The organism is Pseudacidovorax sp. NFM-22, assembly GCF_021401245.1.
Lineage (GTDB): Bacteria > Pseudomonadota > Gammaproteobacteria > Burkholderiales > Burkholderiaceae_C > Xenophilus.
In genome coordinates this window covers 23,680-37,901 of sequence record NZ_JACBFY010000003.1, presented here as the reverse complement: position 1 = coordinate 37,901, position 14,222 = coordinate 23,680, and the positions used below count along the sequence as shown (strand labels likewise).

At 69.4% G+C, this 14,222-nt stretch carries 13 protein-coding genes and 1 tRNA gene; 7 read left to right on the top strand and 7 right to left on the bottom strand.

Translation table 11 applies throughout. From position 1 onward, the window contains the following. Positions 1–240: 240 nt before the first annotated feature. Together L0984_RS11105 and L0984_RS11100 are read left to right on the top strand one after the other, a co-directional pair. Positions 241–317 (top strand) — tRNA-Arg (locus L0984_RS11105). 110 nt (positions 318–427) lie between these two features. Beyond that, positions 428–2,041 (top strand): phospholipase D family protein, encoded by a 1,614-nt coding sequence (locus tag L0984_RS11100; RefSeq protein ID WP_234193787.1) that lies wholly within the window; start codon positions 428–430, stop codon positions 2,039–2,041. 93 nt (positions 2,042–2,134) lie between these two features. On the opposite strand, the gene L0984_RS11095 is transcribed toward L0984_RS11100, so the two are convergent. Both L0984_RS11095 and L0984_RS11090 read right to left on the bottom strand, forming a co-directional pair. Beyond that, positions 2,135–2,809 (bottom strand): nuclear transport factor 2 family protein, encoded by a 675-nt coding sequence (locus L0984_RS11095; protein WP_234193786.1) that lies wholly within the window; start codon positions 2,807–2,809, stop codon positions 2,135–2,137. 28 nt (positions 2,810–2,837) lie between these two features. Further along, complete coding sequence (locus L0984_RS11090) at positions 2,838–3,842, bottom strand: Bug family tripartite tricarboxylate transporter substrate binding protein (RefSeq protein WP_234193785.1); 1,005 nt, start codon at positions 3,840–3,842, stop codon at positions 2,838–2,840. A gap of 108 nt (positions 3,843–3,950) precedes the next feature. Here L0984_RS11090 and L0984_RS11085 point away from each other — a divergent pair, with 108 nt between their 5' ends. Then, positions 3,951–4,892 carry a LysR family transcriptional regulator gene (locus tag L0984_RS11085; RefSeq protein WP_234193784.1) on the top strand — a complete coding sequence of 314 codons (942 nt, stop codon included), beginning with the start codon at positions 3,951–3,953 and terminating at the stop codon, positions 4,890–4,892. A 91-nt stretch (positions 4,893–4,983) separates the two neighbouring features. On the opposite strand, the gene L0984_RS11080 is transcribed toward L0984_RS11085, so the two are convergent. Further along, positions 4,984–5,244, bottom strand: coding sequence for a hypothetical protein (locus tag L0984_RS11080; protein WP_234193783.1), 261 nt, complete (start codon positions 5,242–5,244; stop codon positions 4,984–4,986). A 154-nt stretch (positions 5,245–5,398) separates the two neighbouring features. On the opposite strand from L0984_RS11080, the gene L0984_RS11075 reads away from it, so the two are divergent. After that, on the top strand, positions 5,399–6,862 hold the full coding sequence (locus tag L0984_RS11075) for an amidohydrolase family protein (protein ID WP_234193782.1): 1,464 nt from the start codon (positions 5,399–5,401) through the stop codon (positions 6,860–6,862). Between the two features lie 23 nt (positions 6,863–6,885). Here L0984_RS11075 and L0984_RS11070 read toward each other — a convergent pair whose 3' ends face one another. After that, positions 6,886–7,845 (bottom strand): LysR family transcriptional regulator, encoded by a 960-nt coding sequence (locus L0984_RS11070; RefSeq protein WP_234193781.1) that lies wholly within the window; start codon positions 7,843–7,845, stop codon positions 6,886–6,888. A 78-nt stretch (positions 7,846–7,923) separates the two neighbouring features. Here L0984_RS11070 and L0984_RS11065 point away from each other — a divergent pair, with 78 nt between their 5' ends. Then, on the top strand, positions 7,924–8,565 hold the full coding sequence (locus L0984_RS11065) for a DsbA family protein (protein WP_234193780.1): 642 nt from the start codon (positions 7,924–7,926) through the stop codon (positions 8,563–8,565). Positions 8,566–8,598: 33 nt separating this feature from the next. Further along, complete coding sequence (locus tag L0984_RS11060) at positions 8,599–9,498, top strand: MBL fold metallo-hydrolase (protein WP_234193779.1); 900 nt, start codon at positions 8,599–8,601, stop codon at positions 9,496–9,498. A 179-nt stretch (positions 9,499–9,677) separates the two neighbouring features. Here the strand turns inward: L0984_RS11060 and L0984_RS11055 are convergent, their stop codons facing one another. From L0984_RS11055 to L0984_RS11045, 3 genes are all read right to left on the bottom strand, one after another. After that, positions 9,678–10,655 (bottom strand): Bug family tripartite tricarboxylate transporter substrate binding protein, encoded by a 978-nt coding sequence (locus tag L0984_RS11055; protein WP_234193778.1) that lies wholly within the window; start codon positions 10,653–10,655, stop codon positions 9,678–9,680. A 20-nt stretch (positions 10,656–10,675) separates the two neighbouring features. Continuing rightward, complete coding sequence (locus tag L0984_RS11050) at positions 10,676–12,853, bottom strand: tannase/feruloyl esterase family alpha/beta hydrolase (protein WP_234193777.1); 2,178 nt, start codon at positions 12,851–12,853, stop codon at positions 10,676–10,678. 98 nt (positions 12,854–12,951) lie between these two features. After that, a complete protein-coding gene (locus L0984_RS11045) occupies positions 12,952–13,434 on the bottom strand; it encodes a MarR family transcriptional regulator (RefSeq protein WP_234193776.1) in 483 nt (160 codons plus the stop codon). Between the two features lie 204 nt (positions 13,435–13,638). Between L0984_RS11045 and L0984_RS11040 the strand changes: the two genes are divergently transcribed. Continuing rightward, a complete protein-coding gene (locus tag L0984_RS11040; protein ID WP_234193775.1) occupies positions 13,639–14,115 on the top strand; it encodes a hypothetical protein in 477 nt (158 codons plus the stop codon). Positions 14,116–14,222 lie beyond the last annotated feature (107 nt).

The window sequence follows — 14,222 nt, the reverse complement described above, 5'->3', positions numbered from 1 at the left end:
GCAGTACGCGGCTCGGCGGAGGGCAGACCGCATCGGCAAGACGATCCTGGCCGTGCTTGCCGTCTGTCTGGTGGTGGTGATCGTCGTGCGCATCGCATGAACGCTCGCCAGCAAGGCGAGGTGGATCGGGCGCCAGCCCTCGAGCGCGGCGCGCCCTGCCACTAGAATGCGCGGCTTCGCCTCAGCCGGCCGCCCCCGCCTCCCGCAGGTGATTCGCGGTGGACGCGCTGCCCTTCTTCACTGCCCGTAGCTCAACTGGATAGAGCAGCTGCCTTCTAAGCAGCAGGTCGGGGGTTCGAGCCCCTCCGGGCAGGCCATCCCTAGCGACGACGCGCTGGGCGACACGCGTCGACGACGTTGCAGTACGCTGCGCCGGAATTGTCAAAGTCCAATTCCAAGGCTCAACATGTCCTGGCGATCATTGTTCATGACGGCATGGATCTCGCTGCTCGTCGGCTGCGCATCACTGCCGCCTCCGTCGCAGGATCGCGGTGTCGACACCGCGATCGCCGCCAGCAGTGCCACTGCCCTGGGCCGCAGGGCCGACCAGAGCGTGGTGCCAGGACAAGCCTCGGCCTTCCGGCCATTGCCGCTGAGCGCGTATTCGATGGATGCACGGCTGGCCCTGGCGCGCAACGCGCAAAGCTCGCTGGACCTGCAGTACTACCTGCTCCAGAACGACGAGACCGGGCGCACGCTGTTGCGCGCCGTGAAGGACGCAGCGCTGCGCGGCGTGCGGGTCCGGGTGCTGGTGGACGACATGTACACGGCCACCAGCGACACGATGCTGCTGGCCCTGGCCGCCTATCCCCATGTGCAGGTGCGGCTGTTCAACCCCTTTCCCGCGGGGCGGTCGTCGACGGTGGCGCGCTGGGCCCTGTCGCTGTTCGACTTCAGCCGGCTGAACCATCGGATGCACAACAAGATGTTCATTGCCGACGGCGCCTTCGCCGTGGCGGGTGGACGGAACATCGCCAACGAATACTTCTTCCACGACAAGGAAGGCAACTTCCTCGACTTCGACCTGCTCGTCGCCGGCGCGGCCGTGCCGAAGATGCAGGCCATCTTCGACACCTACTGGAACAGCCCGCAGGTCTACCCGCTGCATGAGATCGAGCGCAGCCCGGACTCGGCGCAGGCGCTGCAGGCGTCGTTCGAGAGCCTGGTCGCCGGGACCGAGACGTCCTATCCAGACCTGCCCCCGACGGTGCCCGACCTCATGGGCTACCTGCCGCTTTCCGCCGACCTTGCGCAGCCCGGGCCGCTCAAGATGCTCCACGGCGAGGTGGAGGTCGTGGCCGATGACCCGGCCAAGGCCACCGGGCGCGCGCAGCGCGGCGACGACCCGAGCACGGTCACGGCCCATGTGATCGAGGCCATGCGGGCGGCCCGCTCCGACATCGCGCTGTGCACGCCCTATTTCATTCCGGGCGACCGCGGGCTGACCCTGCTGTCCGAACTGCGGCAATCGGGGCGGCGCATCTCCCTGCTCACGAATTCGCTGTCCTCCAACGACGAACCGCTCGCGAGTGCGGCCTACGCCAGGTACCGGGTGCCGATGCTCAAGCTCGGCGTGGAGATCGACGAGGTCGACGCCACCGGACTCAAGCAACTCGCCATGCGCACGACCGGCATCGACGACCGGGCCGCCCGCCCGGCCGCGCCCGGCACGCCCGGCGGCATGACCGCCGCGCTGCTGCGCAACGCGGTGGGCCGGTCCCACGCAAAGCTGCTGGTCATCGACGGTCGCAAGAGCTTCGTCGGCTCCATGAACATGGACCTGCGATCCTCGCGCTTGAACACGGAGTTGGGCCTGTTCGTCGACTCCACCGCCCTGGCCAGGAACCTCAGCGACCTCATCGACGGCGCGCGCAACCTGGGCAGCTACCACCTTCGCCTGGCCGAACCGGGCGATCGGCTGCAATGGGTGGGCACGACCAACGGCGTCGAGAGGGTCCATGACGAGGAGCCGGACGTCGGCCTGGGAACGCGCCTGCAGTTGCGCCTGCTCTTCCCCTTCGTCAGCGAAGACCTGCTGTAGGCGCCGCCATGGCGCCGGCGCCACGCTGGCAGAGGGTCTGACCTGTCGAGGCACGCGCGCCCGAAGGGCGGTCGAGACGCCGCGCTGCGTCGTTCACACGGCCTCGATGTCGTCCCGCGTGTAGGCCCGGCTGCCCGACACCGGGTTCGCGTAATGGAAGCGCGGCACGAAGGCGGCCGGATAGGGCTCGTAGTCCACCGAGGGCGGCAGGTCGGGCTGGTGCCGCAGGCGCAGGTCGCCCTGCGGCGAGCGCGCCTTCGCCCAGCCTTCGTCGAAGGGCGTGTGGTAGGTGCGGTAGAAGTGCAGCCGGTGCAGCTTCCACACGCCGCCTTCCTTGCGATAGCGGATTTCGTAGGGACCTTCGCCCCAGGTCGCCTTGGCGCCGAACTCGGCGATCTGCATGAAGCAGCGCCAGCGGCCGCTGGCACCCAGCCCGTCCTCGTCCAGGTGCACGATGCCCTGCACGATCAGGTGGTTGTACAGGCGCCCCCACACCAGTCCGTTCTCGTCGCTCATGGCGGGGCCCTTGCCCAGGATGTCGCGGAACAGCTGCGCAGCACGGTCGCGTCCCACGTACACGCCCAGCGCCGAGATCTCCACGCTGCAGTCCTCGGTGAACAGGTCGATGATCTCGGACCACAGCGCCTTGTCGAGGTAGTAGCCGTACATGCGGGTGAGGCGCTCGATGGCTTCGGTGTCTTCGGCGCGGGCGATGCGCCGCTCCAGCAGGTCGATGCGGCGTTGCAGGGCTTCGAGGTCTTGGTTCACGGAATGCGTCATAGGGTCGGTTCGAAAGTCAATCCAGCCGCACGCCCGTCTGGCGGATGATGCGGCCCCAGGCCTGGTAGTCGTCGCTGACGATGCGGCGGAATTCCTCGACGCTGGTGCCGGTCAGCTCCAGGCCCAGCGGCTCGAACTGGGCCTTGATCTCCGGCGCGCGGATCGCGGCGACCAGCGCCGCATTGAGCCTGGCGAGCACATCGGGCGGCAGGCCTGCCGGCCCGAAGAAGCCCATCCAGCCGGCGACGTCGAGCGCCGGAAAGCCCTGCTCGCGGCCCGTCTGCACGTCCGGCAGTTCGCGGATGCGCGTCGGCCCGGTCACCGCCAGCACCTTGAGCCGGCCGCTGCGCAGGTGCGGCAGCGAGGTCGTCGGCGAATCGAACTGCACCTGGATGAAGCCGCCCAGCAGATCGCGCATGGCATCGGCCGAGCCCTTGTAGGGCACATGGTTCAGCCGCGCGCCGTATTGCTGGTTGAGCATCTCGATGTAGAGGTGACCGTTGGTGCCTGGCCCCGGCGAGCCGGCCGGCACCGGCTGGGCCGCGTCGCGGCTGAGCTGGATCAGCGACTTGAGGTCGTTTGCCGGCACCGAAGGATGGGCCACCAGCGCGCCGCCGTTGCGGTAGATCTGCGTGATGGGCGTGAAGTCCTTGAACGGGTCGTAGGGCGGCTTGGAGAACATGTGCGGCACCTGTGTGTGCGTCGTGTTCAGGCCCAGGAAGAGCGTGTGGCCGTCCGCCGGCGCACGCGCCACGGCCAGTGCGGCGGGCACGCTCGCGCCGCCCGGCTTGCTCTCCACGATGACGGGCACGTTGTCCAGTTGCGCACTCAGGTGGGCGCCGAGTGCGCGACCCAGGATGTCGGCCGGCCCGCCCGGTGGCGCTGGAATGACGATGCGGATCGGGCGCCCCGCAATGGGGAAGCCCTGCGCGAAGGCCCAGCGGGGCGAGCAGGCGGCCAGCGCGAGGCCGCCGGCGAGGAAGGCGCGCCGATGCGGCGCAGCAGCGGTGGGGTCAGGCATGCACGATGTCTCCGTGTTCTTTTCTTGGTGCCGGGATCGTAGGCAGCCCATCTCCCGCTTGCCATCGACAAATCGGCCCCGCCATCAACCGCTGGTTAACATCCTCCGATGACCTTGCCGATCTCGCTGGCACGGCGCCTTCGCTTCCATCAACTCGAACTCGTCGTGGCGCTCGTGCAGTCGGGCAATCTGGGCGTGGCCGCGCAGCAGCTGCATGTGACCCGGGCTGCGCTCAGCAAGTCACTGCGCGAGCTGGAGTCGGCGCTCGGCATCCAGCTCTTCGATCGCTCGTCGGCCGGCATGACGCCGACCGCGGCGGGCCTGAAGATGGCCCGCCATGCGCGCCTGCTGCTGGGCGAGCTGGATTCATTGCGGCGCGACATGGCCGACACCTCGCCCGCACAGACGCCGCTGCTGCGTCTGGGCATGCCGCCCTTCATCGCCGCCCATGTGGCGCCGGATGTGCTTGCGCGGCTGCGTGCCGCGGCCCCACCGCCGGGGCCGCTGGTCCAGGTGCATGAGGGCCGCCTCCATGCCCTGATCGAGCTGCTGCTGCGCGGCGACATCGATGCCGTGCTCGCGCTCTACGCGCCGCAGGCCGTGGTGGGGCTGGACCTGGGCATGCTCTCCCTTCAGCCCTGCGGCGAGGTGCAGATGGTGGTCGTCGCTGCCCGCGGGCTTCGGCTGCCGGGGCGCAGCCCGTACGACTGGGAGGCGCTGGGCGCCCTGCCGTGGATCCTGCCCCACACGGGCACGCACCTGCGCACCTCGGTCGATCAGATGTTCAAGGCGGGCGGTGAGGCCGCGCCTGTGCCGACCATCGAATCGAACTCGCTGGAAGCCAACGTGCAGTTCGCCGTGGCGGGTCTGGGCCTGGCCGTGGTGCCTGCGCAGGCGGCCGGGGCCGAGATCGCGGCAGGCCGGCTGCGCATCGTGCGCACGCGCCAGCCGCTGCCCGCCACGCAGCTCATGCTCATGGTCCGCAAGGTGGCCACGCTGTACGTGGATGTGCTCGACCAGCTGGCCGAGGCACTGCGCCCGTCGCGCTGAGATCCCTGCGGGGCCGGTGGCCAGCGGCCACTGCCACGCGCATCGGTGCAGGCGCCGCCAGGACGCCGGCGGGCTGGCGCCTTCCCCACATTCAGGCCGGTGGCTCCGCTGCCGCCCGCCGTGCCGCGCGCTCGAATGCGTCCATCTCCTCCTCCAGCGAGCCTCGGCTGCGGAAGCGGCGGCCGCCGCGGTCGTACCAGTTCTCGGCGTCCTCCAGATCGCCTTCCTGCAGGTGCACGATGCCGTGCAGCCAGGCGGCGAGCAGCGAGTCGTGGCGCTGCACCCGGTCGTGCGCCGCGTTCCAGCGGCCCGCACGCAGTTCCGCCAGGATGTCCAGGAGTTCTTGCGCCATGCGTGTCCGTTTGTCGGTTGATTCGATCCGTGCAATGGATTGTTGAGCAGCGCGGCATATACGGCGCCGGGCCCGGGCCGTATCTTCACCGGCTCGAAGGCGCGGCCGCCCGGCCGCGCTCCACGGTCGATTCTTCTCCCTTCCTTCTTACGCCATGCACCTGCCCTATTCCTGCTCCTGCTGCTCCCCTGCTCCCGGCCTCACACGCCGCCGCCTGCTGCTGGGTGCAGCCGGGGCTGGCGCGCTGCTGGCCGGCTGCGCCGCCACGGGCGGCGGCGTGGCGCCGGCCGGCAACAGCTACGTGCTGCGTGGCGGCCATGTGATCAGCATGGACCCGGCCATTGGCGACATCGCCGGTGCCGACGTGCTGGTGCAGGGGGGCCGCATCGCCGCCATCGGCACCCGCCTCGCCGTGGGCGATGCGCAGGTGGTCGATGCCCGCGGCATGATCGTCATGCCGGGCTTCGTCGAGACCCACTGGCACATGTGGAACTCGCTGCTCAAGAACATGCTGCGCCCCGGTGTCGAGTACTTCGGCCTGAAGGCGGGGCTGATCGAGTACCACCAACCGCTCGACTACTACCGCGCCAACCGGCTGGCCATCGTCGAGGCCATCAACGCCGGCTTCACCACCGTGAACAACTTCGCCCACAACACCCGCACGCCGGCGCATGTGGACGCGGAACTGCAGGCACTGGCCGAGACGGGCATCCGCGCCCGCTATTCCTACGGCTACATCGACCCCATGCCCGCGGAGCAGACCATGCCACTGGCCGACCTGCGCCGGGTCAAGGCGCAGTGGTTCGGCACCGGCTCGCCCTTCGGCGACCGCGTGGACCTGGGTGTGGCCCTGCGCGGCGACCAGGGCTCGACCCGCGAGGTCTTCCGGCAGGAACTGGCGGTCGCCCGCGAGCTTGGCCTGCCCAAGGTGATGCACATCGGCCAGTCGCGGCGCTTCCGCGTCAACGTGGCCGAGCTGGTGCGCCTGGGCTTCATCGACCAGCAGACGCTGCTGGTGCACGGCATGGCCGCCACGCCCGAGGACCGGGCCGCCATGGCCTCGCTGGGCCTGTCGCTGTCGGTGTCGCCGCAGTCCGAGCTGCGCCTGGCCGGCGACGGCGACTACCGCGAGCAGCTGCTGCAGATGCTGGCCGCGAAGATCAACGTGTGCTTCTCCATCGACGCCACCTCGCTGGGCACCGTCTCGCCCTTCGACGCCATGAACACGACGTGGAGCCTGGGCATCCCCTGGACGCAGACGCCGTCGAAAAAGCTGCCGCGCGTGGACTTCGACCAGTGCCTGCAGATGGCGACCATCAACGGCGCCCGGGCGCTGAGCCTGCAGGACCGCATCGGCTCGCTGTCGCCGGGCAAGCAGGCCGACATCGTGCTCGTGCGCACCACCGACCTCAACATGAGCCCGCTGGGCGAGCCACGCAGCGCCGTGGTCCGCTCGGCCGCGCCGGCCAACGTGGACACCGTCATCGTCGGCGGCCGCTTCCTCAAGCGCGGCGGCCGGCTGATCGGCGTGGACCCGGCGCAGGTGATGGCCGATGCCGAAGACTCACTGCGCGCCATCCGCCAGCGCGCCGGTGGCGCCTGGGCGCCGAAGGCCTGACGGCGTCGCCCCCAGCGTCCGCGCTAGGCGTGGTGCCCCGCACCCGACCCGGCAGCGGCGGCGATTCTTTCCTGCAGCACCTCCACGAAGGCCCGCACCTTGGCGGGCCGGAAGCGCGTGGCCGGAAACACCGCATGGATGCCGCCGGAGGGCAGCGTCCATTCCGGCAGCACCGGCACCAGATGGCCGGCGGCCAGGTCGTCGGCCACCACATAGTCGGGCAGCACCGACAGGCCGGCACCCTGGCGCACCGCCTCGCGCACGGCCAGCGTGGCGTCCAGCGAGATCACGGATTCCACGGTCACGCTGCGCGGCTGCGCGTCCCCGCGCGAGAAGGTCCAGCGCCCGGGCTCACGCAGCGCCGCATTGGCCACGAAGGGCAACGCGCCGAGGTCCTCGGGATGCACCAGTCCAACCAGGCGGGGCAGCCACCACGGCGCCGCCACCAGCAACTGGCGGAAGGTGCCAATCTGCCGGGCCTGCACGCTCGGCGCCGTCAGCCAGCCGACGCGGATGGCCAGCTCCACGTCGCCGGCCATCACATCGAGCCACTGGTCGCTCAGCTTGGCGTCCACCTTGCAGCGCGGATAGCGCGTGGTGAACGCGGTGATCGCGGGCACCACGGCGGCGATGCCGTAGTCGAGCGGCGCGGTGAGCCGCAGCGTGCCGGAAGGCATGGCCGCCGCCTCATTCAACTCGTCGAAGGCATCGTGCGCCTGCGCCAGGATCGGCGCACAGCGCTCGTAGAAGGCCTGGCCCGCGGCCGTGGCCACCACCCGCCGCGTGGTGCGGGTGAGCAGCGCGGTATGGAACTCCCGCTCCAGCCGCGCCACCTGCTGGCTCACCACCGCCTTGGTGATGCCCAGCCGCTCGGCCGCCGCGGTGAAGCTGCCGGTCTCGACCACGGCGGCGAAATAGGCCAGCCGCTTGAGGTTGCCCAGGTGCCCGCTCTCGGCCTCGGTCGGATTGTTTGCTTTTGCCATACGCATCATCTGCCTGTGCTGGATTTATCCCGACATTCTGGCTGCCTACGATCACCCTTCTTCTTCCGGAGCCCCACCATGACGCCCACCCTGCACTACATCTTCGACCCGCTCTGCGGCTGGTGCTACGGCGCCGGCCCGGCACTCGCAGCCCTGGCCGCCGCGCCCGGAATCACGGTGCGCCTGCAGCCCAGCGGCCTGTTCTCCGAAGCGGGCGCGCGCCCCATGGACGACCACTTCGCCACCTATGCCTGGAGCAACGACCAACGCATCGAGCGGCTGACGGGCCAGCCCTTTTCCGCGCGCTACCGCGACCAGGTGCTCGCCGACCGCCAGCAGCGCTTCGACAGCGGCCCGGCCACGCTGGCACTCACCGCCGTGGCGCTCACGGCGCCGCAGCGCGAAGCCGACGCGCTCAAGGCCATCCAGCAGGCGCGCTACGTGGAAGGCCGCGACATCACCAGCACCGAGACGCTGGTCGGCGTGCTCCAGTCCCTCGGCCTCGATGACGCGGCCGCGCGGCTGCAACAGCCCGATATCGCGCTCCTCACGGCCAACCAGCAACGCGTGAGCCAGGCACAGGCCCTGTTGCGGCAGGCCGGCGCCGGCGGCGTGCCGACCTTCGTCCTGGAGCGCGACGGCCAGCGCCAGGTGCTTCATTCGGGCACGGCGTTTTCCGACCCTCAGGGCTTCGTGGCCCAACTGACGTCCAGCCGCTGAACCCCACCCGCTGCCCCCATACAAGGACCCTTCATGACCACCCGCAGACACTTCATCCAGACCGCCGCAGCCGCCGGCGCCGCCGCCGCGCTGGCGGGCTGCGCCGCCACCTCGCCCGCCCCGGCGCCGCTGCAATGGAAGCACTTCCCCACGGGCGAAGCCGGTTTCTTCCGCGCGCCGGTGTTGCTCTCCGGCAGCCGCGACGCCATCCTGATCGACGGCGGCTTCTCGCTGCCCGACGGCCGCGCCGTGGCCGAGGCGATCAAGGCCTCCGGCAAGCGGCTGACGACCCTCTACATCAGCCAGAGCGATCCCGACTACTACTTCAGCCTGGGCCCGATCAAGGCGGCCTTCCCCGAAGCCCGCGTGATCGCCGCCTCCGACACCCTGGCCGCCATCCGTGCCAGCGCGCAGAAGAAGATCGACACCTGGGCGCCCATGCTCAAGGAGAACGGCCCGCAGAAGCTGGCGGACATCGTCTTCCCGGAGGCTTTCGACGGCCCGTCGCTCAGCCTGGAAGGCCAGACGGTCGAGATCGTGAAGGCGACGGACCTCGGCGCACGCCGCTATCTGTGGGTGCCGTCGCTCAACGCCGCCTTCGGCGGGGTGCTCGTCTTCTCAGGCCTGCATGTGTGGACCGCCGATACGCCCATGCCGGCCTTGCGCGCCGCATGGGTGAAGAACCTCGAAGCCCTCGCCGCCCGCCGGCCGGCCGTGGTCGTGCCGGGCCACCTGTCGGCCAACGGTGCGCTGGATGTCTCCGCGGTGAACTACACGCGCGACTACCTGCTGGCCTTCGAGCAGGAACTGGCCCGTGCACCAAACGCCGACGCTCTGATCGCGGCCATGACCCGCCGCTATCCCGATGCCGGGCTGTCGACCGCACTGCAGATCGGCGCCAAGGTGGCCAAGGGAGAGATGAAGTGGGGTTGAACAGGCGGCGGTCCGAACCCATGCCGATGGGTCGGCCCCATGCCGATGGGTCGGCCCGCCCACCGTTCGGGCTGAGCCTGTCGAAGCCCTGCCCTAGATCACCAAGCCCTTCGACAAGCTCAGGGCGAACGGGTGGGTGCCACGGCACACGGGTCGTTGTCAGGCGAACGAGGTAATCCTCAGTCGGTGGCCTTGAAGCCCGTGGCCTTGACCAGCGCCGCCCACCGGGCCGTGTCCCGCGCGATCTCGCCCTCGAACTCCGGAATCGAGACATCGGGCACATCGAAGTTCAGCATCTCGAGGCGGGCGCGGTAGGCCGGCTCCTTGTGCGCCTTCAGCACCGCGCTGCGGATCTGTTCCACCAGTTTCGGATCGGTGCTGCGCGGCACGAAGACGCCGAACCAGATCGTCGTCGTCAGATCACCCTGGCCGACCTCGGCCAGCGTGGGCACGTCGGGCAGGTAGCGCGAGCGCTTCGGCCCGGTCACGGCGATGGCCGTGAGCTTGCCTTCCTTGATCTGCGGCGTCGCGGCCGCCAGCTGCGTGAAGCCGAACGGCACCTGCCCGCCCAGGATGTCGGTGATCTGCGGCGCCGAGCCCTTGTACGGGATGTGGACCATCTTGGCCTTCAGCTTCTCGTTGAGCTGGTAGCCCAGGAAATGCGAGGGCGTGCCTGGGCTGAACGAGGCATAGGCTGCCTTGTTGGCCGGGTCCTTGACCCAGGCCTCCAGCTCTGCGAAGTTCTTCACCTTGACCGACGGGTTGGTCACCAGCACCAGCGGTGCCTCGACGGCCTTGAGCACCGGCACGAAATCGGACGGCTTCCACCGCAGCTGCGCAAAGGCCGCCGGGTTGATCGTCATCATGGACTGCGTGCCGATCCACAGCGTGTTGCCGTCGGTGGCCTTCAGGGCCATCTCGGCACTGAGGTTGCCGTTGGCGCCGGGCCGGTTGTCCACGATGAAAGTGCCGCCGGTGGTCTTGTTGAGCTGATCGGCCAGGGCCCGGGCGAAGGGGTCGAGCGCGCCCCCTGCGGGCACGCCGACCATGATCGTCACGGGCTTGGTGGGCCAGGTCTGCGCCATCGCAGCGCCCCCTGTCATGCACAGCCCTGCCATCAGGGCTGCAAGTGCCCGCGTCTTCGTTCGTCGATTCATCAGAGTCTCCACACCTGTCCTTACTGACAGGCAAAGTTTTCGGCGTTTTCGATGCTGCCCTGGCCCGTGTACACGGCCGTCTTCGGGAAGGGGCACAGCGGGCGCGTGCGACCGGGCCAGGGCGTGCTGGCGGCAGCGGTGCCGACCACGCGGTCAGGCGCCTTGCCGGCCTCGACCCAATCCACCACCGACTGGAAGGGACTGACGTTGGTCGACGGGCCGCCGCTGCAGTGTTGCATGCCGGGCGCCATGAACAGGCGGGCGAAGGTCTGGGTCTGCGCGTAGTTGAAGGCGCTGCCGCCGTTGGCCGCATTGAGCTTCTGGTAGTAGTCCACCATGGCCAGCGGCGAGAACGGGCCACCGGTCTGCGGCTGGTAGATCAGCAACTTGCCGCCCTTGGCCTTGAACTTCGACAGATCGGTCGAGGACGTCTCGTACAGGTCGTAGCCGGACACCGGAAATTCCGGCGTGGTCCGGGACAGGCTGCTCACGTACAGGTCCAGGTCGAGGTTCATGACGTAGTTGGTCAGCGCCTCGTTGGCCACCGGCGAGGGCATGACCGGCGGCGTCGGCACCACGACGGTGGATGCCGCGCCGCCCCGGGCCGCGGTGTACGCGCTGGCGGTGTTGACGGCCGTGGCGCGATTGGTCTGGTACGTGCCCAGGTTCCACGTGCGCCAGCCCGTGGCGATGTTGGTCGCGCCGGGCACGTTGCAGTCGGCGGCGCTGGTGCAGCCGGCGATGCCTGCGTCCCACATCCAGCCGTAGTACGGGCGGTTGCCCGAGGGCGTGCTCGGCCCGTCGTAGTAGGCGACCATGGTGTCGATCTGGTCGCCCGTCAGGCAACTGGCCGTCTTGGCGCCGGTGCAGCGCAAGGCATCCAGCTTGGGCTTGACGCGCGGCGTCGTGCAGAGCAGGGGCTGGTTGATCATGCCGTCGGTCAGGCCGTCGAGCGCGTCGCAGGCGTCGAGCACCGCCTTGGAGACCAGCTGCAGGTCCTGGTTGGTGTAGGTGTTGCTGGCCAGCGGCACCCCGTTGGCCGAGAACTCGCCCTGCTTCTTCGCGAGGTTGCCGAAGAGTTGTGCGATGTACACGGACTTGGCGCTCACCGATGCGAACTTCAGCGCCGGGTCGCCCGCCACCACGCCGTCGAACTGCTCCGGCAGACGCTGCGTGACCATCAGCGCCTCGCGGCCGCCCATGGAGCAGCCTTCGAAGTAGGAGTACTGCGGGTCCTTGTCCTGGTAGGTCACGATGAAGCCCTTGGCCAGCTGCGTGGTGAGCTGGATGGCGCGGTAGGCGAAGTCCACGCGCGCGTCGAAGTCCGTCCCGAAGGCACCGGCCGAGGCCGCCAGGTCGTCGGAGTTGGTGTTGTTGTCGTGGCCGGAGTCGTTGGCCGCGATGGCGTAGCCATTGGCCAGCTGGCCCGTGGTGCTGGGAATGCTGCCGTCCAGTCCGCCGCCGCCCGGCATGTAGAAGCGTCCGTTCCACTGCGTGGGGATGCGCACCTGCCACTTGATGGCATAGGTCTGCGTCTTGCCCGGTGAGCTGTTCGCGCCCTGGCGCTCGTTCATCGTGCCGAGCAGGTTGCAGTGCTCCGGCAGCTGCGCCGTGGCCGCGACCAGTTCCGCCGTCGTGACCTTGACGTTGGGCGGGAAGAGGTCGCGGTTCGCCGCGGCGTCCACCAGCGCTGCGCAGGACGCGGCACCGGGCGCCGCATGCTCGCGCACCGCCCAGGCCAGGCGGGTGTTGGGCACCACGTTGGCGGCATGGCGCAAGGTGATGGTGTCCTGCGGATCGGCGCTGGCGTTGGCGCCCAGGGCACCGACCCGCACGATGCCGTCCAGCACCGTGACTTCGCCACTGGTCGAGGTGGCCGTCGCAATGGCGCTCTGCAGCGCGGTCCCGCCGTTGACCACCCGGACGCGGTACACCGTGTCGGTCATGCCGCCGGGCGCGCTCGTCGAACTCAGCTTGTCGAGCAGCGTGACGCCGGCCGCCACCGGCGGATTCGAGGGATTGGAAGGGTTGGCGGGCGGGGTCTGGGTCCCGGTGCCGGTGGTCTGGCCGCCCAGTGCGGCCAATGCGGCAAGGTTGGCACCATTGCCACCGCTTCCTCCGCCGCATGCAGCGAGGCCGACGACCGTGCAACAGGCCGCGGCAACGAGGCCGAGGTATCGGCCGGGGGGGTTCTTCATGATCTTGTCTCCTGGACTCTTGGGGGGCGCCCGGCGAATCTAGGTCACGACAAGATGGTTGCAAAAATGAACTATTCCTAGGGTTTGCGCGCCCTCGCCTACCTCCGATGCAACTTGCGGCGGTCCGCCTTCGGCAGGTCCTCCTGCGATACCAGCGTGCCCGCTGTCGACTCCAGCATGGACATCAGGCGCCCCAGTTCGGCGCGGTCTTCGGCCGAAAAGCCTGCGAGCAGCGCGCTTTCAAGATCCCGCACCACCGGATAGAGATCCGCGTAGATGTCCCGCGCCCGCTGCGTCAGATGGATCTCGATGCAGCGCCGGTCGTTCGAGCGCGGAATCCGTTCGGCCAGTCCCCGTGCGACGAGTTGCGTCACGGTGCGCGAGGTGCGGGCGGGCTCGACGCTGGCGCGACGAGCCAACGTCGTGGACAGCAAGGGCCCCTCCTGGCTGAGGACGACGATCAGGCGCCACTCGCGCCGGGTGATGCCGTACTTGCCCTCGCACAGCCGCACCAGCGGCTGGCCACTCACCGAGGCCAGCTTGGCCAGGCGAAACAAAAAGAGGTCAGCCGTTCTCTCCAAAGCTCGTCTCCACCATCCGTGTGCGCCGCATTGCGGGTGATCCCTGTGATTGATTGATTAGAACAAGCGATATGCCGGCCCCTAGAGTGCCCGCGACCCACTGTGGGCAGACGACGAGACAAGCAAGCACCGTGACCCATTCATTCGAGCAGCCGCATCTGTGCGGCGGCCATTGCGCACGCCCATCGATTTTCGGCCACACCCTTGCCGCCTGCGAACCACGTCGCCGTCCCCACGGGCGTGGTGAAGGACCTGCTGCCCACCTTCCTGGACATGGCCGGCATCGCCGTGCCTACGCAGCAATACGCGGGCAAGGCGATCGTGCCGGTCACAGGCGTCTCGTTGCGCACCGCGTTGCAGTCGGCCTCGGCCGTGCCCACCGTGCGGCCGCCCACCGAGTCCGTCGCCTTCGAGTACCTGGGACAGGGCTACGTGAACGGCCCTGACGGCTGGAAGCTCAGCCGCACCGCCGTGCCGGGCATGCCGGCGCGCACCTACGCCGACCTGCCCTGGAAGCTCTTCAACACGCTCGAGGACCGGGGCGAGACCAAGGACCGCGCCACCGAGCGGCCGGACCTCGTGGATGCCCTCAAGAAGGACTGGGGTCGGTACGTGCTCGACAGCCAGGTGCTGATTCCGGCCACGCCGCCCGCGCCGAAGCGCGACCCCGCCGCGTTGTGAGCAGGGCTGGAGCGAACGCCCGCCGACGAGGCGCCGCCACCCCGGGCTGCGGACCGCGACATCCGCCGCCGGCCCGCGAAAGGCGCAGCATCGGCCCGCGAGCGTCG

Excerpts from the sequence above, each read along its gene's own strand:
- L0984_RS11100 (WP_234193787.1), top strand. The coding sequence starts at position 428 with ATGACGGCATGGATCTCGCTGCTCGTCGGCTGCGCATCACTGCCGCCT.
- L0984_RS11090 (WP_234193785.1), bottom strand. The coding sequence starts at position 3,842 with ATGCCTGACCCCACCGCTGCTGCGCCGCATCGGCGCGCCTTCCTCGCC.
- L0984_RS11085 (WP_234193784.1), top strand. The coding sequence starts at position 3,951 with ATGACCTTGCCGATCTCGCTGGCACGGCGCCTTCGCTTCCATCAACTC.
- L0984_RS11080 (WP_234193783.1), bottom strand. The coding sequence starts at position 5,244 with ATGGCGCAAGAACTCCTGGACATCCTGGCGGAACTGCGTGCGGGCCGC.
- L0984_RS11075 (WP_234193782.1), top strand. The coding sequence starts at position 5,399 with ATGCACCTGCCCTATTCCTGCTCCTGCTGCTCCCCTGCTCCCGGCCTC.
- L0984_RS11070 (WP_234193781.1), bottom strand. The coding sequence starts at position 7,845 with ATGGCAAAAGCAAACAATCCGACCGAGGCCGAGAGCGGGCACCTGGGC.
- L0984_RS11065 (WP_234193780.1), top strand. The coding sequence starts at position 7,924 with ATGACGCCCACCCTGCACTACATCTTCGACCCGCTCTGCGGCTGGTGC.
- L0984_RS11060 (WP_234193779.1), top strand. The coding sequence starts at position 8,599 with ATGACCACCCGCAGACACTTCATCCAGACCGCCGCAGCCGCCGGCGCC.
- L0984_RS11055 (WP_234193778.1), bottom strand. The coding sequence starts at position 10,655 with ATGAATCGACGAACGAAGACGCGGGCACTTGCAGCCCTGATGGCAGGG.
- L0984_RS11050 (WP_234193777.1), bottom strand. The coding sequence starts at position 12,853 with ATGAAGAACCCCCCCGGCCGATACCTCGGCCTCGTTGCCGCGGCCTGT.